Source organism: Herbaspirillum sp. BH-1, from assembly GCF_002870055.1.
In the GTDB taxonomy this organism is placed as follows: domain Bacteria; phylum Pseudomonadota; class Gammaproteobacteria; order Burkholderiales; family Burkholderiaceae_D; genus Herbaspirillum; species Herbaspirillum frisingense.
On the sequence record NZ_PKOI01000031.1, the window covers coordinates 1 to 21,846 of the forward strand.

Below are 21,846 nucleotides of genomic sequence, written 5' to 3' on the forward strand. Positions count from 1 at the left end.
TACATGCACTACTACAACCACCACCGCATCAAGAGCAAATTAAAAGGACTGAGCCCTGTGCAATACAGAACTCAGTCCTTGAGGCCTTAACCGGCTATTGACCGTCCAACTTTATGGGGTCAGTTCACGTGGGGTTTTTTCATGCGCCCGACAGCACCAGCGGCCGCCCCCGTGCCCAGCGATTGCTGGACAGCGAAAACGTCAGTGAGCTGACCTGGTGGTACCAGCCTGCCGGGATATAGAGCATCTCCCCCGGCTGCACCTCGCAGCACACCAGCGCCGCCTGGCGTGCCAGCGGAAAGCGCTCCAGGTCCGGATGATCGGGATCGAAGGGCGAGCCGAACAGGATGGCGTTGGCCTCCTTCGGATACAGATACTGGTCGTGATGCGGCGGCGCCAGCCAGACCCGCTTGCGACCCCACAGCTGCGCAAAGACATTGTCGTCATAGTCGCAATGCAGCGGCGTGATGCAGCCGGCCGGGCCGATCCAGAAGCGTGGCGGCCCCATCTTCTCGAAGAAGCCGGGCCAGTGGCACAGCGCATTCAATGCACGCAGTTCCAGGTTGCCCAGATAGGGCGGAAGTCCGCTCTCGTCCCGCAACGCCTGCTCCAGGTAGTCGACCAGCGTCATGTCCTGCATGGCCCGGTCCGGCGCGAAGGCGGTGTTGATGTAGTCCCCCACCCTGGCCCGTACCGGCAAGGCCCCGAAATGCTGGCGCAGCCCCTCCATGTCCATGGCCGCCAGCGGCCAGCGGCTGGCCATGCCGGTCATGATGAAGGGCAGGCCGGCGCGGGCGCGCTCGCGGAAAGCCGCCGTCTTCTGCGGGCCGATGCGCGGGATCGCCTGCACCGCCGGCAGCACGGCACTGGCCTCGCGGATGGCCTGGCGCATCCCGGTTACCGAGGCCACGCCGCGTATCTGCGCATCGCGCTGGTCACGCGCCTGCTTGCGCGCCGCCACTTCCTCGACGCTCAGCCCGGTGAGGTCGGCGCGCGGCGGCAGCCTGCGCGTTTTTGACGGGGCAGATTCAGGGGAATGTGAAGGAAAAGGCGGGCGCTGTGTCATCCGGGCTATTGTAGCGGCATGCCGTAGCTCGCTCGGCGCATAAGGATATGAATTATTCTTCCTTGCTGGGTCTATGCCCCGGGGGGTGTAATAAGGGCTTTCCTGCCCGGGCAGTCGCGTCCGGGATCGTCAGGCCAGAGCGCAAGAGGAGCCCCCATGTCGGTCGCCACACCGGAACGCACGCAGCAGACCCAACAGCAATTCGAGATCCGTCCTTTCGACGCCCCGCTGGGCGCGGAAATCCTCGGTCTCGACCTGAACCTGCCCGTCTCCGACCCCGAACTGGCGCGCATCCGCAGCGCCCTGGTGCAACACGGCGTGGTGGTGTTCCGCGACCAGCGCATCACGCCGGAGCAGCACATCGACTTCAGCCGCCGCTTCGGCCCGCTGCAGGTGCACGTGCTGAACCGCTTCCACCTGGCCGGCCATCCGGAAATCCTGATCGTCTCCAACGTGGTCGAGGACGGCAAGCCCATCGGCCTGGTCGATGCCGGCGCCGACTGGCACTCCGACCTTTCCTACATGCCCCGTCCCAGCCTGGGCGCCCTGCTGCATTCGCAGGAACTGCCGGCCGAGCAGGGCGACACGCTCTACGCCAATACCGCTGCCGCCTGGGACAGCCTGCCGGCTGCACTGAAGACCCTGCTGGACGGCAAGCGCGCCGTGCACTCCTACGTCTATCGCTACGAGCGTCTGCGCAAGCTTTCGCCGTGGCGCGCACCGCTGACGCAACAGCAGATCGACGAAGTGCCGCCGGTCGAGCATCCGGTGGTGATCACCCACCCCGAGAGCGGGCGCAAGATCCTCTTCGTCAGTGAAGGCTTCACCTCGCACATCGTCGGCATCCCGCGTGACGAAAGCGATGCCCTCCTGAAGGAACTGCACGCCCACATCACCCGCCCGGCCAACGTCTATACCCACCACTGGCAGGCGCATGACCTGGTGTTCTGGGACAACCGCAGCACCCAGCACTACGCCGCCATCACCCCGCAGCACCTGCGTCGCACGCTCTATCGCACCACGGTCGAGGGCAACGTCCCGCGCTGATCGATCACCACCAGTGCCGCCGCGTCCAGGCGGAACACGCTGACCGCCTGCGTCAGCGCGCTCGCCTGGTCCTGCATGGAGCGCGCTGCGGCGGCGGCCTCTTCCACCAGCGCCGCGTTCTGCTGCGTGGCCTCGTCGATATGGGTGATGGCCAGGTTCACCTGTTCGATGCCGTCACTCTGCTCCTGGCTGGCCAGGGTGATCTCACGCACGATCTCGCTCACCCGCACCACGCTCTGCACCACTTCCTGCATGGTGCCGCCGGCCTGTTCCACCAGGCGGCTGCCATCGTCGACCTTCTGCACCGACTCGTCGATGAGCACCTTGATTTCCTTGGCCGCCGCTGCCGCGCGCTGCGCCAGCGAACGCACCTCCGAGGCCACCACCGCAAAGCCGCGCCCCTGTTCACCGGCCCGGGCCGCTTCCACCGCCGCATTGAGCGCCAGGATATTGGTCTGGAAGGCGATGCCGTCGATCACGCCGATGATGTCGGCAATCTTTTGCGACGAGGCATGGATCGCGCCCATGGTCTGAACCACCTGATCCACCACCGCACCACCCCGGCTGGCGACCTGTGAGGCCTGCGCGGCCAGCGCGTTGGCCTGGCGTGCATTGTCGGCATTCTGCTTGACGGTGGAGGTCAGCTGTTCCATGGCCGAGGCGGTTTCTTCCAGCGAGCCGGCCTGCTGCTCGGTACGCGCCGACAGGTCGAGGTTGCCGCTGGCGATCTGGGTCGAGGCAGTGGTGATGGTATCGGTCCCGCTGCGCACGCGCGCCACGATGTCGCGCAGGTTGCCATTCATGCGCTTGAGGGCGGAGAGCAGCTTGCCGGTCTCGTCGCGGCTGCTGCTGTCGATGCGTGAGGTGAGATCGCCCGCCGCCACCGTCTCGGCCACTGCGATGGCCTGCGTCAGCGGCCGCGTGATGCTCAGCGTCAGCGCCCAGGCCAGCAGCGCGCCCAGCGCGATCTCGATGCCTCCGAGGACCAGCAACATGCTGCGTCCGGCGCGGTAGTTGTGATGGATCTCCGCGGCCGCCGCGTCGATGGCCTTCTTCTGGAATTCGGCATAGCGCAGCACGCCGTCGGCGTAGTCATCCATCATCTTGATGAGCGTGGTATCGGTCATCACGCGCGCCCCGGCATCATCACCGGCGGTCTTGATGTCGAAGATCTTCTGTCGCGTGGCGCGATAGGCGGCCCGCAACCGGCCGACCTCGTCGAACAGCCGTTTTTCCTCGGGGTCCACGATGGCCGCCTCGACCCGCTTCTGCAGCTGGCTGATCTGGGCCGACTGGGCATCGATCTGTTTCTGGAAGTAAGCCTGGAAGGCATCGTCGTCGGACTTCATCACCGCCAGGGTACGCACCCCGTTTTCCTTGATGGCGGCATGCCATTGCACGGAGTCGCGCTCCTTGGCCAGGGCCACGCGGGTCATGTCATCGGAGGCGTCGCCGATACTGCCCAGGCGCCATACCCCCAGCCCCACCATCAAAGCCATCAGCATCAGCAAGGAAATGAAACCGATGCTCAGGCGCACGCCGATCTTGAGGTTCTTCATGTCGTCCTCCCAAGGTTGCCGCAACGGGCTGGCGTTGGTGAATAGTTGTCGTCGTGAGCGCCGCTGCGGAGATGCAATAAAGATATAAACGATTTCCCTGTCTGCGCACCCGGCCTTCAGAATCCGCGGGCAGAGCGGGTCAGCCTACCATGGGCGACGGGGATTGCACCATGTACTTTTGGGGGACTGTTGCGAGATGCCATTGCAGCATGGCGGGCAGCCTGCCTGGCTGCCTGCATGCATGCTCAGAGGGGTGATGAGAGGACTACCAGTCCATCTGTGCGTCCAGCGGATAGATGGGACGCCGTATCTTCTTGATGGGGAATAGCCTGAAATTGGCACTGGTCGGCCCGCCGCTGTCGGAATCGCATTCCACCAGCGCGCGGCTGATCGGCACGAATACCGGACGGCAATACATGCGCGACTTCAGGATCAGGAAGGCCTGTTGTGCCGGGTCCAGGCCCAGGCTGGCGAATACGCCCAGGTCGTAGGGCTCCACCCGTTCCTCGGTGATGACGATGCGCGCCGCACCGATATCGAGGAGCACGCTGCGTCCCATCTGCAGCGTCGAGCCGGTATAGATCGGTCCGGTGACGGTAAAGCGGCCATCGCTGATGGCCAGCACCTTGCCGGTATAGACCGGCGGAACCTTGGTGATGCCCTGGGCGCTCAGTGCCACCTTGTTACCCACCGCCAGCGTGAGTTGCGCGCCGACCCCGGCGGCAACCAGTTGCGCCACCGCCTCGGGGTCGCTGATAGGACCGACGGCAATGCCGTCCAGGCCGGCCGCCAGCGCCGCTTCCAGCACGTCCATGGTGTTGCAGGTGCCGCCTGACATGACGTTGTCGCTATGGTCCAGCAACAGCACCGGACCGCTGCCGGCTGCTTCGGCGAGCTGCCGGGCCTGCGCCAGCGATTGCGCCAGCGGCAGGCTGTCATAGACGAAGTCATCGCGCTCGGCCCAGATCTGGCGGCCGATCTCGTCGGCCACGGCATCGGCCAGCGCAGCATCGTTCTCGGCCACCACCACCACCGACATGCCGGCATCATGGAAATCCGACAGGGGGAAGCCGGCCAGCACCGAGACCGCCAGCACACCCGGCCGCTGCTCGGCCTGCTTGGCCGCCTCCACCGCGCGCTGCATGGCCGAGGCCGAGGTATTGCTGGTCAGCGTGGCCGACAGCACCGGCACCTGGCGCCAGCCCAGGCGCGGGCGGGATTTCTCCTGCAGCAGGGCCACCAGCAGGCGACCGGCATGCTCGCCGGTCTCGTACATATCGACGTGCGGATAGGTCTTGAAGCTGACGATCACATCGGCATTGGCCACCATCCTGGGCGTGACATTGCCGTGCAGGTCCAGCGCCACCCCCAGCGGCGTATGCGGGGCGATGCGGCGGATGCGTTCCAGCAGCACGCCTTCGCCATCATCGGCGTTCTCCGCCACCATGGCGCCGTGCAGGTCCAGCAGGATGGCATCGCAGCCGGCCTCGATGGCCCGCACGATGCCGTCGCACATCACGGTATAGGCATCGGCCGCCACGGCGGCGCTGGGATTGGCCCAGGCTGCCAGCGGCGTGACGATCTCCGCGCCCAGCCCCTCGGCAATATCGAGGAAGGCGCCCATGGCCGTGCGCGCCCCTTTCTGGTCACGGTAGGCCGCCTCGTCCCATTGCGGGGCGAAGGCGTCCAGGGGAGTGGGAATCGGCGAGAAGGTATTGGTCTCGTGATTCATGCGTGCAATGACGATTTTCGGTTTCATGATCACTTTCCTGCATCAATCCTTGACCACGCCGGCACTGGCCAGCATGGCCTGCAGCAGCACGTTGCAGCCGGCTTCGAGGTGCTCGGGGCGGGCATCCTCGATCTCGTTGTGGGACACGCCGTCCTTGCACGGCACGAAGATCATCCCGGCCGGTGCCAGGCGCGCCGCGTAGATGGCGTCGTGGCCGGCGCCGGAGACCACGTCCATGGTCTTGTAGCCCAGCGCCGCAGAAGCGGCGCGCACGTTGTCCACGCAATCCGGATGGAAGGGGCAGGGCGGGAAGTAGGACACCCGCTCCAGCTCGATGGACAGTCCGGTCTTCTGGCGCATCGCCTCCAGGTAGGCCACCAGGTCTTCATGCATGTGGTTGAGCGATTCGTCGCTCACGTTGCGCAGGTCGATGGAAAACTTCACCTGCCCCGGGATCACGTTGCGGCTGTTGGGCATCACCTGCACCTGGCCCACCGTGCCACGGCCATAGGGCGGGTAGCGGTGGGCGATGGCCACCACCTCCTGCATGATGTACGTGGACACCTGCAGCGCATCCTTGCGGATTTCCATCGGTGTCGGACCGGCGTGCGATTCGAAGCCGGTCACCGTGCAGTCGTACCAGGACAGCCCCAGCACCGCCGGCACCACGCCGATGACGGTGTCGGCGTTTTCCAGCACCGGCCCCTGTTCGATGTGGGCCTCGTAGTAGGCGCCGATGGGATGGTCGCCACAGACCTGGTCGCCGATGTAGCCGATGCGCTCCAGTTCATCGCGCACCTTCTTGCCGTCGATATCGGTGGCGTTGTAGGCATGCTCCAGCGTGAAGGCGCCGCAGAAGACGCCCGAGCCCATCATCACCGGCACGAAGCGCGAGCCTTCCTCGTTGGTCCAGACCGCGACCTCGATGGGTGCCTCGGTCTGGATGCCGTGCTGGTTCAGCGTACGGATCACCTCGATTCCCGAGAGCACGCCATAGTTGCCGTCGAACTTGCCACCGGTCGGCTGGGTATCGATGTGCGAACCGGTCATCACCGGCGGCAGCGCATTGTTGCGGCCGGGCCGGCGCATGAAGATGTTGCCGATCTGGTCCACCACCACGCTCATGCCCTCGGCACGCGCCCAGGAGGTGACCAGGTCGCGGCCCTGTTTGTCCAGGTCGGTCAGCGCCAGGCGGCACACGCCGCCCTTGGCGGTGCCGCCGATCTTGCCCAGTTCCATCAGCGAATCCCACAGGCGTGCGCCATCGACGCGCAGGGGGGAGGCTTGTGTTTTCATGTCCATTTTCGATTCCTTGTTTGGTTTTGCCACCGGCAATCCTTCGATACGGCCTTCGGCCTACTCAGGCCGAACGGGAGGAGGGGACGCCACCACGCGTGCGTAAAGCCATCCCCACCCCGTTCGACCTGAGTAGCCGCGCAGCGGCGTATCGAAGGACGCTCGATCGTCAGTCATGCCGCCAGATTCACGCCAAGATAACGGTCCTTGACACCATCATCGGCCAGGAAGTCCGCATTGCTGCCGCTATAGACGATGCGTCCCTGTTCGACGATGTAATGGCGGTCCGCCAGTTGCGTACAGACTTCCAGGTTCTGCTCCACCAGGATGATGGACATCCCGGTGGCCTTGATCTCCTTGATCTGCGCCACGATCTCGTCCACGATCACCGGTGCCAGCCCTTCCACCGGCTCGTCCAGCATCAGCACGCGGGGATGCGTCATCAGCGCCCGCGCGATGGCCAGCATCTGCTGCTCGCCACCGGAGAGCTGGCCGCCGCCGTTCCTGCGGCGCTCCTTCAGGCGCGGGAAGATGGTGTAGATCTCTTCCAGCCCCCAGGCCGACTCCTTGCGCGCGGCCATGGTCAGGTTCTCTTCCACGGTCAGCAGCTTGAAGATACCGCGATGCTCCGGCACCAGGCATACCCCGCGCGCGGCGATCTTGTACGAAGGCAGGCCACTGATGCGCTGGCCCTCGAACAGGACCTGTCCCTGCGCCGGTGGCACCACGCCGACGATGCTCTTCAGGGTGGTGGTCTTGCCGGCGCCATTGCGCCCCAGCAGCGTCACCACCTCGCCGGCATCGACCTCCAGCGAGATGCCCTGCAGGATGTGGCTCTTGCCATAGTAGCCGTGAACGTCTTGTACTTGCAGGATCATGCCTTGCCTCCGGTGATCATGCTGCCCAGGTAGGCCAGCCTTACCCGTTCGTCGTTGCGGATCTCGGCCGGCTTGCCCTGCGCCAGGATCTGGCCCAGCTGCATCACGGTGATGCGATCGGAAATGTCCATCACGATATCCATGTTGTGTTCGATCAGCACCACCGTATAGTCGTGGCGCAGGCCGTGGATCAACTGCTTCATCTCGGCGATGTCGTCGATGCCCATGCCCGAGGTCGGCTCATCCAGGAAGATCACCTTGGGTCGCCCGGCCATCGCCATGCCCACTTCCAGGCGGCGCTGCTGGCCGTGCGACAGTTCGGCGCAGGCGCGTTCGGCCACCGCCTGCAACGACAGGCGCGTCAGCAGCGTATCGGCCAGCGCGCAGGCCGCTTCGAACTGCTCGGCCCGCTTCCAGGGATTGAGTGCGGCCAGCGGAGCGCGACCCTGTGCCGCCAGCCGCAGGTTTTCGCGCACGCTCAGGTTGGGGAACAGGCTGGTCACCTGGAACGAGCGCGCCAACCCTTTCTGCACGCGCCGGTTGCCCGGCAGGTGCGACACTTCCTCGCCCTCCACCAGGATACTGCCTTCGGTGATGGGCGTGGTCCCGGTCAGGGTATGGAACAGCGTGGTCTTGCCCGCGCCATTGGGGCCGATCACCGAATGCACGGTGCCGCCCTCGATATCGAGCGTGATGCCGTTGACGGCGGTGAACTTGCCGTAGCGCTTGGTCACGTTGACCGCTTGCAGGATGGGGCGGCTCATGGGTGCTTCTCCTGGGTGACGGCGGCCTGCGGCTCGGCCTCCCTGGCCTTGGTGCCGCGTACGCTGTCGATGATCTTCAGCGCCAGACCGAACAGGCCCTTCTGCATGTACAGGCTCACCGCGATCAGCAGCAGGCCCAGCAGCATCAGCCAGCGCGGCCACAGGCTGGAGAGCCAGTTGCCCACCAGCACGTAGAAGCTGGCACCCAGCAGCGAGGCGAACAGGTTGCCGGTGCCGCCGATGACGGTCATCACCAGGATCGCCTCGCTGGTGTGGTACTCGATGTTGGACAGCGGCGCCACCCCGGTCATCATCGCGTGCAGGCCACCGGCCAGCCCCGTGACCGCACCCGAGATGACGAAGGCCGCCAGCTTCAGCAGCCGCACGTCATAGCCCAGCGCCGAGGCACGCGCCTCGTTCTCGCGCACCGCCAGCAGGGTCTTGCCCAGCACCGAATCGACCACCCGCTGCAGCAGCCAGAACACCAGCACGAACAGGATGGCCACCACCGTGTAGTACTGCCACGAGGAGGTGGTCGGCAGCAGCGTCAGGCCGAACAGCGACAGCGGCGGACGCGGGATATCCAGCAGGCCGTTGTCGCCGCCGGTGACGTCCTTCATCGTATAGGCCAGGAAGTAGAACATCTGGGCGAAGGCCAGCGTCAGCATCACGAAGTAGGTGCCGCGCTGGCGGATCGAGAACCAGCCCACCAGCAAGGCCACCAGCGCGCCGCCCAGTGCGGCCAGCGCCAGCGAGGGCAGCAGCGCCAGCTTCAGCTGCAGCAGCACCACGCCGGCCGTATAGCTGCCCACGCCGAAGAAGATGCCCTGGCCGAAGGACATCAGTCCGGTATAGCCCAGCAGCAGGTTGCAGCCCAGCGCTGCCAGCGCGAACACCAGCACTTCGGTGGCCAGCGTGCCGGAACTGAGCAGCAGCGGCAACAGCAGCACCACGGCGGCGGCCAGCAGGGTGTAACGGAAATGCGCAATCTGTTTCATGGAAACTCCCGTGCAGAAAAGCTCAGGCCGCGCCCGGCCGGCCCAGCAGGCCATTCGGACGCAGCAGCATGACGGCCGCCATGGCGACATAGATCATCAGGTGTGCGCCCTCGGACCAGACCGTGCTCATCACGCTCTGTACGATGCCCACCAGGATGCCGCCGATCAGCGCCCCCCAGAAGCTGCCCAGCCCGCCGACCACCACCACCACGAAGGCAATCCCCAGCGCCTCCACCCCCATGAAGGGATCCGCACCCCGGATCGGCGCTGCCAGTGCGCCTGCCAGGCCGGCGGTGGCCGCCCCCAGCGCAAACACCAGGCTGAAGATGCGGTTGATGTTCAGGCCCAGCAGCGACACCATCTCGGTCGATTCCGAACCGGCGCGCACGATCGACCCCAGGCGCGTACCCTCCAGCAGCCACCACAGCAGCAGCGCCATCACAGCGGTCAGGCCGATGACAAAGAGCCGGTACTTGGGATAGACGAAACCACCCCACATCACCACCCCCTGCAGCAGGTCGGGCGGGGAGACATTGTTGCCCAGCGGCCCCCAGGCGGAGATCACCGCTTCCTGGATCACCAGGGCCATGCCGACCGTGAAGAGGATGTGGAAATGATGCGGCAGCGCATAGACATGCCGCAGCACGAAGCGCTCCACCACCCAGGCGAACAGGCCCACGGCCAGCGGCGCCAGCAGCAGCGACCACCAGAAGTTCAACCCCAGGTCGGTGACCTGGAAGCACAGGTAGGCGCCCAGCAGGAAGAAGGCGCCATGCGAGAAATTGACGAAGCGCAGCAGGCCGAAGACGATCGACAGGCCCACCGCCAGCAGGAAGTAGAGCATGCCGATGCCTACGCCATTGGCGATCTGCAGCAGATAGATGTTCATGGAACCTCGTGAGGGAAACAAGGAAGTTCGGTAATGCCTCGGTCACCGTTCGGACTGAGCAGACCCGCAGGGTCGTATCGAAGGCGCTCCGTCCTGGTTGCGCCGGGCGTCGCGCCTTCGATACGCCGCTGGCGCGGCTACTCAGTCCGAACGGATAGGGGAGTGCCAGACGTCGGCACAGCCACACCGCTCAATCACAGCTTGCACTGCGTCTTTTCCAGCGGCAGGAAGGACTTGCCGGAGGAGACGATATCCGCATAGTCGTTCTTGTTGGCCATCTTGGACTTGGCCTTGCCCTTGAGCAGGTAGTAGTTCTTGATCACCTGGTGGTCGCCCTTGCGGATTTCCTCGGTGCCGGTCAGACCCTCGTACTTCATGCCCTCCATGGCCGCGATGACGGCCTTGGGGTCGGTGCTGTTGGCCTTGATGATGGCGTCCAGGATGATCTTGGTACAGATGTAGGAACCGGCCAGGCTGTAGTTGGGATCGATCTTCAGGTTGTCGTTGACCAGCTTGACGAATTCCTTGTTGAAGGGCGCATCGATGGCATGCCAGTATTGCGCGCCGAAGTAGACGCCGTCGCAGATGTCCGCACCCAGGGTCTCGAACTGTTCCAGCCCCGAGGCCCAGGCCATGAGGATGGTGCAGTTGTTCTTCATGCCGAAGCTGACCGCCTGGCGCAGCGTGTCCGAGGACTGCGAGCCGAAGTTCAGCAGCAGCAGCACGTCCGGCTTGGCGGCCATGGCATTGGTCAGATAGCCGGAGAACTCTTTCTCGGTCAGCGAGTGGTAGCTGTTGCCGACGTGTTCGATGCCCTTTTCCTTGAAGATGTTCTTGGCCGCCGACAGCAGGCCTTCGCCGAATACGTACTGCGGCGTGATGGTGTACCAGCGCTTGGCGTTGGGCAGCTTTTCCAGCAGCGGACGCACGGTCTGCTCGATGGCACCGAAGGTCGGCACCGACCAGCGGAAGGTGGAGCGGTTGCAGTCGCTACCGGTGATCTCGTCGGCACCGGCGGTGGTGATGAAGACCGCACCGGCCTTGTCGGCTTCCTTGCCCATGGCCAGGGCCTCGCCGGAGAGGATGCCGCCGGCGAAGAAGCGGGTGCCCTTCTCGATGGTTTCCTGCATCTTGCGCACGGCCGTGGCCGGCTTGCCTTCAGTGTCGAGGTTGGTATAGCTGGTGCTCTTGCCCAGCACCTTGCCGTACTTCTGCAGCGCCAGCTTCATGCCCATGTCGGCGAACTTGCCGTTGGCCGCGAAGGGGCCCGACATCGGCACAGGACAGCCGAAGGCGATGCTCTCGGCCTGGGCAAACACATCGTGGTAGGTCAGTGCGCCGGGTGCGGCCAGGGCGGACAGTTTCAGGAAATTGCGACGGCTGATCATGCTTGTTTCTCCCTCGAAGCTAACGATTGACAGATGACAGACAGATGACATCCATGGAAATGCGCAACACTGCATTGCTGCCCATCAACGCAATTTCCATGCCCATCGCTCCCATGAAACTTAGGAAATGGTGGACATCGATGGATTGCGCAGACGTGAAAAAGCCGCCGCCACAAACCGGCGGAAAAGCTTGGAACCATAGGGATATGCTGCCTTCCGCGCAAGCGCGGAAAGCAGAGATCGTGATTGCAAAAAACGCAGCAGCGGCGCGCATTTGCGCCGCGTGGCGTGAGCCTGCATGAGGGCTCCTCCTGCCGCTCCGATGAGCGTGTCTCCAGCGTGTTGTGCCGTTCTCCCGTGCCGCCGGTGTGTGTCCACCGATCTGCCACGACGGTCTGAATTTTCTAAGCTTTTCGCCAGCGCATCTGCTTTTGGTGCAGCCCGCACTGACGATTCCTATCCTGTGGGTTCAGGGTCTCCTTGTTTGCACCAGCGGCTGACGTTTTCTGCACCATTGCTTGCGTGAGTTGCATCATGCCTTTCCGGGACGCTGCCTCAGCATACCTGCGCCTGCGTCCGCACAAAAGAAAAACGGCATGAAAATTTCATGCCGTCTGTCCTGTTTATTTCATCTGCGGGAAAGCGAATTCCGCACCTGCGCTGGCAGTGTTGGGCCAGCGCTGCATCACCGCCTTGGCCCGGGTGTAGAAGCGCACGCCCTCCGGTCCGTACATGTGATGGTCGCCGAAGAGACTGCGCTTCCAGCCGCCGAAGCTGCTGAAGGCCATCGGCACCGGCAGCGGCACGTTCACCCCCACCATGCCGACCTCGATCTGGCGCACGAACTCACGGGCCACGCCACCGTCGCGGGTATAGACCGCCACGCCATTGCCATACTCGTGGGCGTTGATCAGTTCCACCGCGCTGGCGATGTCGGGGCAGCGCAGCACGCACAGCACCGGGCCGAAGATTTCTTCCTTGTACACCGTCATCTCCGGCGTGACGTGGTCGAGCAGGGTGCCGCCCACGAAGAAGCCCTTCTCGAAGCCCGGCACCTGATAGCCACGGCCATCCACCACCAGCGTGGCGCCTTCTTCGACACCACGGCCGATCAGGCCTTCGATGCGTTCCTTGGCGGCAGCCGTCACCACCGGACCCATCTCGGCACCGGCGGCCATGCCTTCGTTGATCTTCAGCTTGCGAGCGCGTTCGGCCAGGGCCGCCACCAGTTCGTCACCGGCGCTGCCGACGGCGACTGCCACCGAGATCGCCATGCAGCGCTCGCCGGCCGAGCCATAGGCCGCACCCATGAGGGCATCCACGGCGAGCTGCATGTCGGCGTCGGGCATGACCACCATGTGGTTCTTGGCGCCACCCAGGGCCTGCACGCGCTTGCCCTTGGCCGAGCCACGGGCATAGATGTATTCGGCAATCGGGGTCGAGCCGACGAAGCTGATGGCCTTGACCTGCGGGTGGTCCAGCAGGGCATCGACGGTCACCTTGTCGCCCTGGATGACGTTGAAGACGCCGTCCGGCAGGCCGGCTTCCTGCAGCAGGTCGGCAATCAGCAGCGCGGCCGAGGGGTCGCGTTCGGAAGGCTTCAGCACGAAGCAGTTGCCACAGGCGATGGCGATGGGGAACATCCACATCGGCACCATGGCCGGGAAGTTGAACGGCGTGATGCCGGCCACCACGCCCAGTGCCTGGCGCATCGACCAGGCGTCGATGCCACGGGCGATCTGGTCGGTGTATTCCCCCTTGAGCATCTGCGGAATGCCGGCAGCGAACTCGACGATCTCGATGCCGCGCGCCACTTCGCCCTGGGCATCCGAGAAGGTCTTGCCGTGCTCGCGCACGATGATGCGGGCGAAGTCGTCGGCCCGTTGCTGGATCAGGTGCAGGAAGCGGAACAGCACCCGCGCCCGGGTCAGCGGCGGGGTATTGGACCAGGCCGGGAAGGCCGCTACGCCTGCCTTCACTGCGGCATCGACCTCATCGACCGTGCCCAGCGCCACCTGTGCCACCGGCACGCCCTGCGCCGGGTTGTAGACATCGGCGTAGCGCCCGCTCTTGGTATCGACGCGCTGGCCGCCGATGTAGTGTGCAATCTTTTCCATGAATCTTTCTTGCGTCGTAGTGAGGGATCAGGCCAGGGTCTTGAGGATGGCCGCCAGCTTGCCGAACAGTTCGTCGATCTGCTGCTTGTTGATGATCAGTGGCGGCGACAGGGCGATGATGTCGCCGGTCACGCGGATCAGGATGCCGTCGTTGAAGGCGCGCACGAAGGCGTCATAGGCACGGGCGCCGACGCGGCCCGGGATGGACGACAGTTCGATACCGGCGATCAGGCCGATGGTGCGCACGTCGATCACATGCGGCAGGCCGCGCAGCGCGTGCGCCGCTTCCTGGAAGTAGTCGGCCACGGCCTGGGCATTGTCCAGCACCCCTTCGGTCTCGAACACATCCAGCGAGGCCAGGCCGGCGGCGCAGGCCAGCGGGTGGCCGGAATAGGTATAGCCGTGGAAGAGCTCGATGCCGTCCGGGCCGTTCATGAAGGCGTCGTGGATTTCCTTCTTCACGAACACCGCACCCATCGGCACCACGCCGTTGGTCAGGCCCTTGGCGGTGGTGAAGATGTCCGGTTCGACATCGAAGTAGTCGGAGGCGAAGGGCGTACCCAGGCGGCCGAAGCCGGTGATCACTTCATCGAAGATCAGCAGGATGCCGTGCTTGGTGCACAGCTCGCGCAGACGCTTGAGGTAACCCTTGGGCGGGATCAGCACGCCGGTGGAACCGGCCACCGGCTCGACGATGACGGCCGCGATGTTGGAAGCGTCATGCAGCGCGACGATGCGTTCCAGCTCGTCGGCCAGGTGCGCGCCGTATTCCGGCTCGCCCTTGGTGAAGGCGTTCTTTTCCAGGTCATGGGTGTGCGGCAGGTGGTCCACGCCTTGCAGCAGCGCGGTGCTGAAGGTCTTGCGATTGCCGCCGATGCCGCCCACCGACATGCCGCCGAAGCCCACGCCGTGATAGCCGCGCTCGCGGCCGATCAGGCGGGTACGGGTGGCATTGCCCTTGGCGCGGTGATAGGCCAGCGCGATCTTGAGCGCCGTATCCACCGCTTCCGAACCGGAGCCGGTATAGAACACGTTGGCAAAGCGGTTGCCGGTGTAGGCCTTGAGGCGTTCGGCCAGTTCGAAGGCGCTGGGGTGACCCAGCTGGAAGGACGGCGCGTAGTCCAGCGTGGCCACCGACTTTTGCACGGCCGAGACGATCTTGGGGTGGGCGTGGCCCAGCGGCACGCACCACAGGCCGGCGGTGCCGTCCAGAATGGCATTGCCGGCGTCATCGCGGTAATGCATGCCTTCGGCCGAGACCAGCATGCGCGGTGCGGCCTTGAAGTTGCGGTTGGCGGTAAAGGGCATCCAGTAGGCCGACAGGCTGGAAGGATGCGAATGGTCTTGACTGGACATGGCAGGCACCGATGGAAAAGGTAAAAGGAGAAACCAGCAGGGAGTGCTTGATTATTGCCAGACACTGGCAGTATTGTTAGCTACACTTTTGATTTTGATCTGAAACTGTATTGTTAAGCGCGATAAACTGTATTGAGTTATCCGCCGGGAACGGCATTGCCCGGCCGACTGGCGTCGATGGCCCAGCAGCCTTTATCCAGCAGGGGAGGGAAGCATAATGTTGAGCCCGCTCCGCGGCCGTCAGAAGAGCAATACAGTTCAGGTTTTCACAACACACATCCTCCGATTGCAGCAATGCAGTGGACATCATGGGCCACATCCCGCCCGAAAGGATCAGCATGGCCAAGCTCCCGCGAGCGCCCCTGCAACTCGATCTGCAACGCAATACCGCGGCCCGCCTGGTCGAGCAGGTCGCCGACGGCCTGGCCGGGCTGATCGAGGCCGGCGAACTGCGCTCCGGCGAACGCCTGCCCTCGGTCCGCCAGTTTGCCCAGAGCCACGCCATCGGCGCCTCCACCGTGGTGGAAGCCTATGAACAACTGGTGGCACGCGGCATGTTGCTGGCACGCCGTGGCGCCGGCTTCTTCGTGGCCGCACGCGCTGGCCAGAGCGGAGCACGGGCGGTATTCGTGCCGCATGAACCGGTGATCGACTCGGCCTGGCTGCTCTCGGAAATGTTTGCCGACGAACGCGTGCCCATCAAGGCCGGTTGCGGCTGGCTACCCGGCAAGTGGCTCAACGACGAAGGTCTGCACCAGGCCGAGCGTCGCATCATCCGCTCGCCCGGCGCGCAGCAGGTGGGCTATGGCCACCCCTACGGCTATGCCCCGCTGCGCCAGCTGATCACGCAATTCCTCGGCCACTGGGCACTGGAGCTGGGCATCGAACAGGTGCTCACCACCCACGGCGCCACCCAGGCCCTGGATCTGGTCATCCGCACCATGACCCAGCCGGGCGACACGGTCATGATCGACGACCCCGGCTACTGCAACCTGATCGCCATGCTGCGCCTGGCCGGCCTGAACGTGATCGGCGTGTCGCGCACTCCGGGCGGGGTCGATACCGAGCAGCTGGAAACGCTGGCCCGGGTGCACCGGCCCAAGATGTTCTTCACCACCAGCGTGCTGCAGAACCCGACCGGCACCTCCTACACCCCGGCCTGCGCCATGCGCGTGCTGCAGGCGGCCGAGCGGCATGGCTTCTGGGTGGTGGAAGACGACATCTTCCGCGAACTCGGCCAGGCCACCGACCCCATGCTGGCCGCGCTGGATGGCCTGCAGCGGGTGATCTACGTGGGCAGCTATTCCAAGACCATCGCGCCCTCGCTGCGGGTGGGCTACATCGCCTGCCAGCGCGAACTGGCGCGGCAGATCGTGCATACCAAGATGGTGCTGACGCTGACCAATTCGGAGATCAACGAACGACTGGTGCACAACGTCCTCACCGAAGGCCATCATCGGCGCCATGTGCAGACCCTCAATGCGACCCTGCTCAACGCCCAGGCCACTCTCAACGCCAAGTTGAGCGACGCCGGCCTGACACCTTTCACGCCGGCGCGTGGCGGCATGTTCACCTGGGCCACCATCGAGGGCTGCGCACTGTCGGCCCGCGAGATCGCCGACCGCGCCAGGCAGAAGGGCATCTGGCTGGCGCCAGGGGATTTCTTCCATCTGTCGGCACCGGACAAGACCAGCTTCCGTTTCAATGTGGGTTATGCGGATGTGCCGGAGTTGTTTGATTTCCTGCGAGGGCTGTAGGCCTTCTATCGTGCGCAACAGGAACCCCTTGAAGCCGCGCGTGTAACCAGAACGGTCCCGGCCGCAAGGCACTATCGAACCGGCTTGTCCGTGCTGTGGAGCAGTGTCTCGATCTGCCTTGCCCGTCCCGGATCGATGCTGCCGCGCTCCAAGGCCAGGGGAATGTTGCGCAGTGCCAGCTTGCGGTACAGGTCAGCGGCGCTTGAATCCACGTGCTCCAGCGAAGCCAGATGTTTCTGGATCGTTCCCATATCCCCACGTGCGATGCATCCCCCCATTCCTTTGGCCAGGCCGGCATCCTGCACGGCCGCCACGGTACCTCGCAGAAGCGGTATCAGGGCGGCCATGGACTGCCGCTCCGATGCGCCAAAGCCTGCCCACAGCTTGGCCCCCTCTTTCAACAGCGCGATCAGGAAGGGGCCGACATAATAGGCCGAGGCGTGATAGAGCGGGCGGATACCGGCGGGGAGCGGCAACGGGACGCATCCGATACTTTTCGCCAAGGACTCCAATGTCGCCAGCAAGCCTTCTTCGGCCTCAATCCCGACCGTGCATCCCGGCAGCCCGGCCAGAGCGACATCGGGATTGGCGAACATCTGCATGGGATGAAATCCTCCCACCAGGGCGCCGGCTTGCCTGGCGCTCACCAGGGCCGATACTTCCGTGGCGCCGGAGCAGTGAACGACGGCTGTCCCGGCTGCCCACGAAACCTCTTCACAGACCGGCCTGATCGCATCATCGCTCACGGTCAAGAAGACGAGGGAGGATAGTTCAGCGACTTCCTGAGGCGAGCCGGCCATGATGGGCTCGGGACAGCGCGCATGGAATTGGGCGAGATTGGCATCGCTTCTGCTATGCACCGCCGCCACGCGATGCCCCGCCTGGGCGAAGGCGGCCGCCAGAGTCTGGGCGACCCGGCCCGCTCCCACGAAGCCGATCCGCGAAAGCACATTCGCCGTTTGCATGGATTCTCCCTGATCAACGCCGCCAGTCATCGGGTTTCGCGGCAAATTGAGGCGCAACAGGTCGGCAAGGCCATGCGTGAAGCCTTGCGGATTTCCTCGACGACATGAAGACGGCCCGTTACCGCAGCTTTCATATAGTTGCGTAATACAACCATAGTCCAAGCAGGGCCGAATAGCAATGGCCTGGTTCGCTCAGGCGAGCTTTCGTACTTCGGTCGCGCTGGGGGGCAATCCGCCGCCGTCCCTGGCGGTCGGCTTCATCAGCGGAATCGGCTTGCCGGTGCGTTTGTCGATGAGCACCGAATGGCGTTCGCCGCGCTTGAACAGATGTTGCTCGCCCCATTGCCGCAGCGCCACCACGACGGGGAACAGGCTTTCGCCTTTGGCGGTGAGTACGTATTGCTGATAGGCCGTGCCATCCGAGGCGGCCTGCATGTCGAGGATGCCGGCTTCGACCAGCTTGCGCAGCCTGTCGGAGAGGATGTTGCGGGCCACGCCCAGATTGCGCTGCAGTTCGCCGAAGCGACAAGCGCCGTCGAAAGCATCGCGCACGATCAGCAAGGACCACCGATCCCCGATCACGTCGACGCTGCGCGCAACGGGACAGGGTTCGTCAGTCAGGACGCTATTGTTTGGCATGGCATCTCCCCGAGCCGGGACGGTGGTCAATCTGGTTGCATTATAAAACTACATCATCTAGCATTCAATGAGTTTCGATTTGCAACCAGATTGGATGAATGCCATGATGAAGGATACTCCGGCGTCAGCGCCGAACCGACCCGCTGCACCGGTCCGGCGCGCCGATATGCCGCGCAGCATGCTATGGCTGTTCGCCATCGCCAGCGGCCTGAGCGTGGCCAATGTCTATTACGCGCAACCGCTGCTCGATGCCCTCTCGAGAGACTTCGGCATCAGCCACGCTGCTATCGGCGGCGTTGTCACCGCGACCCAGATCGGTTGCGCGGTGGCCTTGTTGCTGCTGGTGCCGCTGGGTGACCGGATGGATCGACGGCGTCTCATGGCGATACAGCTATTGGCGTTGGTGCTCGCGCTGGTGGTCGTCGGTCTGGCCCAGAGCGCGCTGGTCCTGTTGATCGGCGTCCTCGCCGTCGGCTTGCTGGGTACGGCGATGACACAGGGGTTGATCGCCTATGCCGCCAGCGCTTCGGCTGCGCATGAACGAGGGCGGGTTGTCGGCGCGGCACAAAGCGGTGTGTTCGTCGGTCTGCTGCTGGCCAGGGTCTATGCGGGAGGCGTCAGCGACCTCGCAGGCTGGCGCGGTGTCTACCTGACCGCTGCCGCGCTGATGCTGGCCATTGCCCTGCCGCTGTGGAGAAGGCTTCCGGCCCTGGCCGCCGTGCCCGATGAAATGGGCTATCTGCGTCTGATCGCTTCCATGCTCACGCTGCTGCTGCAGGAAAAGGTCCTGCAAGTCCGGGGCGTGCTGGCCATGTTGATGTTCGCCGCACTCAATATCTTCTGGAGCGCCCTGGTGCTGCCCTTGAGCGCGCCACCCTATGGGTTTTCACATACCGCCATCGGCGCCTTCGGCCTGGTCGGCGCCATCGGTGCACTGGCCGCCGCGCGTGCCGGGCAATGGGCCGACCGTGGACAGGGGGAGCGTACCAGTGCCGTCGCACTGGCACTCCTGCTGCTGGCCTGGTGGCCGCTGTCCTTGATGGCGTGGTCGCTGGTGGCGCTGGTGGTCGGCATCATCTTGCTCGACATAGGCGCGCAGGCGCTCCACGTCACCAGCCAGAGCATGATTTTCCTGACCCGGCGCGACGCCTACAGTCGCCTGATCGGTCTCTACATGCTGTTCTATGCCGTCGGCAGTGGCCTGGGAGCGATCGGCGCGACGGCCACCTATGCCCATGCGGGCTGGCAAGCGGTATGCCTGCTGGGTGCCGCGGTCAGCCTGCTGGCGTTGCTGTTCTGGTGGCTGACCCGACGGGTTTCATCCATGGCAGCCACCCATACGCAAGATCGATAGCGCGGAAGTCCGGCTGACCCAATGGCACCATGCTCTCATGCCCAGCAGCGCCAATGCCCGCAATGCGCCGGGCCAGTGTGATGCGCCAGGGATGGCCAGCAGCATCAAACGACGACATTGGATACATCCACCAGATTTTCACGCAGGCGGGAAGCATCCCGTTTCGGCGGATGGCCGAACAATCGGGAATATTCACGGCTGAATTGGGACGGGCTTTCATATCCCACCGCGTAAGCGGTCCGGGTGGCGTCCACGTCAGAGGCCAGCAACCCGGGTGTCATCCTGACCGAGCTGACGCGCAATATCGCGCCTGAAGTGTTCGAGCGTGCCTTTGCCTCGATGCATGAACAGCACCTGGCGCTGGGAAATGCGCCCTTCGAGGTCAAGACCCCCGCACAAGGCGCCGCGACGACGCTTTGGGCCGGCGTCGTCGCGGATGCCGAGACCATCGGCGGACGTTACTACGAAGACTGCGCAATCGCTGCGCCGCTTGCTGACGATGCCGTCGTCAGCGCTTTCAGCGCGGGCGTACGCCCGTATGCGCTCGATCCGGTAGGTGCCGAGCAGTTATGGATCAAGTGCGCAGAATTGACGGGCGAAGCGTAATGAACAAGCGCAGCCAACTGTCTCACACGGCGACGGAACCACCATCGACGAACAACTCGACACCGGCGATGTAACTGCTCTCGGGCGATGCCAGGAACAGTACCGCACGTCCTACTTCATCCGGTTCCCCCAGGCGTCCTGCGGGGATTAGCTGCCTGAGTGCGTCCTCCACCCCAGGACGCGCTTCAAGGTAGTCACGCATCAGGCGGGTCTCGGTTCCTCCAGGCGCCACCACATTCACGCGGATCTGACGGTCCTTCAGATCCGCGGTCCAGCTGCGCGCAAAGGAGCGCACAGCGGCCTTGCTCGCGTTGTAGAGCGACTGCCCCGGGAAGCCTTTGACCCCGGCCACGGAACCATTGAGGACAATTGCGCCGCCTGCCGACATCAAGGGCAGCGCCTTTTGCACACTGAACAGCAATCCGCGTACATTCAGATTGAAGATCTGATCGAAGTCCGCTTCATCGATCAGTCCCAGTGGCTTGGCATCGGCCGAGGCGGTCCCGGCGTTGGCGAAGAGCACGTCGACTCTTCCTTGCTCCGCCTGGATGCGTGCGTAGAGGCGATCCAGATCGCCTGGATTGGCGGCATCCCCCGATACACCGACCGCACCATGGCCAATTTCCCGGACTGCCGCATCAAGTTTGTCGGCCCTGCGACCGGTCACATAGACCCGGGCGCCCTCGGCTGCAAACAGCTTGGCGGTGGCCAGGCCAATGCCTTCGCTGCCACCGGTGACCACCACAACCTTGTCGTCGAATCGCTTTGCCATCTCTGTCCCTTTCATAAGTGGAGAATTGCTCCACTTATTATGTGGAGATATCATCCACTTTTGCAAGCGCATTTGAATATGACGAACAAATTCCCCCTGACAGAAGAACCCTCGTTAAGGGTCGATGCCGCGCGCAATCGCGAGCGCATCCTTGCGGCAGCCGAAGAAGTGTTCCTGGAACGGGGAGCAGATGCCTCGCTCGACGACATCGCCAAGCGCGCCAAAGTCGGGATCGGCACGCTGTATCGCCGCTTTCCCACCCGGGAGGCGCTGCTTGCCGCGACCAACGATGAGCGCCTGATGGCGCTGGCCGAGGCGAGCCGGGGACGTGACGACAAGCTCGACCCCGATGCTTCCGTGCGCGCCTTCGTGAAGGATCTCGTGGCGCATGCGTCGCACTATCGGGGGCTGGCGGCGGCGCTGGGTACGGTCCTCAAGAGCGGCACGCCGGGTTGTCACGCCAGCGGCGAGGAAGCGCAACGCCTGCTCTTGCGCGCACAAAAGGCGGGCGCCATTCGGCGGGACGTCTCGGTCGAGGATCTCGTCTGCATGGTGACTGCGATTTCCCTCAGCATCGAACAAGGCAGTGCGACAAAATCGCGGATCGCCCATTTGATCGACCTGTTCCTCGACGGCGTCGGCGTGCGGTGATCGGAGCGTTTC

General features: G+C 64.3%; 22 protein-coding genes and 2 pseudogenes. 8 read left to right on the top strand and 16 right to left on the bottom strand.

Annotation, left to right across the window (positions count from 1 at the left end; translation table 11 throughout):
• A partial coding sequence (locus tag HBH1_RS23705) for an IS3 family transposase (RefSeq protein WP_146012893.1) occupies positions 1 to 90 on the top strand: 90 nt, incomplete at its 5' end.
• Between the two features lie 49 nt (positions 91 to 139).
• Here HBH1_RS23705 and HBH1_RS23710 read toward each other — a convergent pair.
• On the bottom strand, positions 140 to 1,066 hold the full coding sequence (locus HBH1_RS23710) for a cupin-like domain-containing protein (RefSeq protein WP_102664610.1): 927 nt from the start codon (positions 1,064 to 1,066) through the stop codon (positions 140 to 142).
• Positions 1,067 to 1,222: 156 nt separating this feature from the next.
• On the opposite strand from HBH1_RS23710, the gene HBH1_RS23715 reads away from it, so the two are divergent.
• Entirely contained in the window at positions 1,223 to 2,113 is an 891-nt protein-coding gene (locus HBH1_RS23715) for a TauD/TfdA dioxygenase family protein (RefSeq protein WP_102664611.1), read from the top strand.
• On the opposite strand, the gene HBH1_RS23720 is transcribed toward HBH1_RS23715, so the two are convergent.
• The 8 genes from HBH1_RS23720 to HBH1_RS23755 all read right to left on the bottom strand — a co-directional run bounded on the left by HBH1_RS23720 (position 2,077) and on the right by HBH1_RS23755 (position 11,617).
• Positions 2,077 to 3,672, bottom strand: coding sequence for a methyl-accepting chemotaxis protein (locus HBH1_RS23720; RefSeq protein ID WP_102664612.1), 1,596 nt, complete (start codon positions 3,670 to 3,672; stop codon positions 2,077 to 2,079). The genes HBH1_RS23715 and HBH1_RS23720 overlap by 37 nt on opposite strands.
• 265 nt (positions 3,673 to 3,937) lie before the next feature.
• Positions 3,938 to 5,431: a M81 family metallopeptidase gene (locus HBH1_RS23725; RefSeq protein WP_102664613.1), complete on the bottom strand. Its 1,494-nt coding sequence runs from the start codon at positions 5,429 to 5,431 to the stop codon at positions 3,938 to 3,940.
• A gap of 15 nt (positions 5,432 to 5,446) precedes the next feature.
• Entirely contained in the window at positions 5,447 to 6,706 is a 1,260-nt protein-coding gene (locus tag HBH1_RS23730; RefSeq protein ID WP_102664614.1) for a Zn-dependent hydrolase, read from the bottom strand.
• A gap of 167 nt (positions 6,707 to 6,873) precedes the next feature.
• Positions 6,874 to 7,578: an ABC transporter ATP-binding protein gene (locus tag HBH1_RS23735; protein WP_102664615.1), complete on the bottom strand. Its 705-nt coding sequence runs from the start codon at positions 7,576 to 7,578 to the stop codon at positions 6,874 to 6,876.
• Complete coding sequence (locus HBH1_RS23740) at positions 7,575 to 8,342, bottom strand: ABC transporter ATP-binding protein (RefSeq protein ID WP_006461124.1); 768 nt, start codon at positions 8,340 to 8,342, stop codon at positions 7,575 to 7,577. Before HBH1_RS23740 ends, HBH1_RS23735 begins: the two co-directional genes overlap by 4 nt.
• Positions 8,339 to 9,340, bottom strand: a complete 1,002-nt coding sequence (locus HBH1_RS23745; protein ID WP_102664616.1) for a branched-chain amino acid ABC transporter permease — start codon at positions 9,338 to 9,340, stop codon at positions 8,339 to 8,341. The genes HBH1_RS23740 and HBH1_RS23745 overlap by 4 nt, the downstream gene beginning before the upstream one ends.
• A 22-nt stretch (positions 9,341 to 9,362) precedes the next feature.
• Positions 9,363 to 10,229 (bottom strand): branched-chain amino acid ABC transporter permease, encoded by an 867-nt coding sequence (locus HBH1_RS23750; protein ID WP_102664617.1) that lies wholly within the window; start codon positions 10,227 to 10,229, stop codon positions 9,363 to 9,365.
• Positions 10,230 to 10,423: 194 nt separating this feature from the next.
• Positions 10,424 to 11,617 (bottom strand): ABC transporter substrate-binding protein, encoded by a 1,194-nt coding sequence (locus tag HBH1_RS23755; RefSeq protein WP_077234849.1) that lies wholly within the window; start codon positions 11,615 to 11,617, stop codon positions 10,424 to 10,426.
• Positions 11,618 to 11,661: 44 nt separating this feature from the next.
• Here HBH1_RS23755 and HBH1_RS25020 point away from each other — a divergent pair, with 44 nt between their 5' ends.
• Entirely contained in the window at positions 11,662 to 11,919 is a 258-nt protein-coding gene (locus HBH1_RS25020) for a hypothetical protein (RefSeq protein ID WP_146012894.1), read from the top strand.
• Between the two features lie 321 nt (positions 11,920 to 12,240).
• On the opposite strand, the gene HBH1_RS23765 is transcribed toward HBH1_RS25020, so the two are convergent.
• Together HBH1_RS23765 and HBH1_RS23770 are read right to left on the bottom strand one after the other, a co-directional pair.
• Positions 12,241 to 13,734, bottom strand: a complete 1,494-nt coding sequence (locus HBH1_RS23765) for a CoA-acylating methylmalonate-semialdehyde dehydrogenase (protein ID WP_102664619.1) — start codon at positions 13,732 to 13,734, stop codon at positions 12,241 to 12,243.
• A 27-nt stretch (positions 13,735 to 13,761) separates the two neighbouring features.
• Positions 13,762 to 15,090, bottom strand: coding sequence for an omega-aminotransferase AptA (locus HBH1_RS23770; protein WP_102664620.1), 1,329 nt, complete (start codon positions 15,088 to 15,090; stop codon positions 13,762 to 13,764).
• A gap of 338 nt (positions 15,091 to 15,428) precedes the next feature.
• Here HBH1_RS23770 and HBH1_RS23775 point away from each other — a divergent pair, with 338 nt between their 5' ends.
• Positions 15,429 to 16,847, top strand: a complete 1,419-nt coding sequence (locus HBH1_RS23775) for an aminotransferase-like domain-containing protein (protein ID WP_102664633.1) — start codon at positions 15,429 to 15,431, stop codon at positions 16,845 to 16,847.
• A 71-nt stretch (positions 16,848 to 16,918) separates the two neighbouring features.
• On the opposite strand, the gene HBH1_RS25525 is transcribed toward HBH1_RS23775, so the two are convergent.
• Both HBH1_RS25525 and HBH1_RS25530 read right to left on the bottom strand, forming a co-directional pair.
• The gene (locus tag HBH1_RS25525; RefSeq protein ID WP_233207692.1) at positions 16,919 to 17,449 is read right to left on the bottom strand and encodes a DUF2520 domain-containing protein; all 531 of its coding nucleotides are present in this window, start codon (positions 17,447 to 17,449) and stop codon (positions 16,919 to 16,921) included.
• Positions 17,450 to 17,509: 60 nt separating this feature from the next.
• Positions 17,510 to 17,776 (bottom strand): annotated as a pseudogene (locus HBH1_RS25530) (NAD(P)-binding domain-containing protein); the annotation flags it as partial.
• Between HBH1_RS25530 and HBH1_RS25535 the strand changes: the two are divergent.
• Positions 17,669 to 17,920: a hypothetical protein gene (locus HBH1_RS25535; protein WP_233207694.1), complete on the top strand. Its 252-nt coding sequence runs from the start codon at positions 17,669 to 17,671 to the stop codon at positions 17,918 to 17,920. The pseudogene HBH1_RS25530 and the gene HBH1_RS25535 overlap by 108 nt on opposite strands.
• 84 nt (positions 17,921 to 18,004) lie before the next feature.
• On the opposite strand, the gene HBH1_RS23785 is transcribed toward HBH1_RS25535, so the two are convergent.
• Positions 18,005 to 18,451: a winged helix-turn-helix transcriptional regulator gene (locus HBH1_RS23785; protein WP_006461133.1), complete on the bottom strand. Its 447-nt coding sequence runs from the start codon at positions 18,449 to 18,451 to the stop codon at positions 18,005 to 18,007.
• Between the two features lie 106 nt (positions 18,452 to 18,557).
• Here HBH1_RS23785 and HBH1_RS23790 point away from each other — a divergent pair, with 106 nt between their 5' ends.
• Entirely contained in the window at positions 18,558 to 19,805 is a 1,248-nt protein-coding gene (locus HBH1_RS23790) for an MFS transporter (RefSeq protein WP_102664634.1), read from the top strand.
• A 104-nt stretch (positions 19,806 to 19,909) separates the two neighbouring features.
• Here HBH1_RS23790 and HBH1_RS23795 read toward each other — a convergent pair.
• Positions 19,910 to 20,038, bottom strand: a pseudogene (locus tag HBH1_RS23795) (AraC family transcriptional regulator); the annotation flags it as partial.
• A gap of 10 nt (positions 20,039 to 20,048) precedes the next feature.
• Between HBH1_RS23795 and HBH1_RS23800 the strand changes: the two are divergent.
• Positions 20,049 to 20,411 (top strand): SDR family NAD(P)-dependent oxidoreductase, encoded by a 363-nt coding sequence (locus tag HBH1_RS23800; protein ID WP_233207691.1) that lies wholly within the window; start codon positions 20,049 to 20,051, stop codon positions 20,409 to 20,411.
• A gap of 22 nt (positions 20,412 to 20,433) precedes the next feature.
• Here HBH1_RS23800 and HBH1_RS23805 read toward each other — a convergent pair whose 3' ends face one another.
• A complete protein-coding gene (locus HBH1_RS23805; RefSeq protein ID WP_102664622.1) occupies positions 20,434 to 21,183 on the bottom strand; it encodes an SDR family NAD(P)-dependent oxidoreductase in 750 nt (249 codons plus the stop codon).
• Positions 21,184 to 21,261: 78 nt separating this feature from the next.
• Here HBH1_RS23805 and HBH1_RS23810 point away from each other — a divergent pair, with 78 nt between their 5' ends.
• On the top strand, positions 21,262 to 21,834 hold the full coding sequence (locus HBH1_RS23810; RefSeq protein WP_102664623.1) for a TetR/AcrR family transcriptional regulator: 573 nt from the start codon (positions 21,262 to 21,264) through the stop codon (positions 21,832 to 21,834).
• Positions 21,835 to 21,846 lie beyond the last annotated feature (12 nt).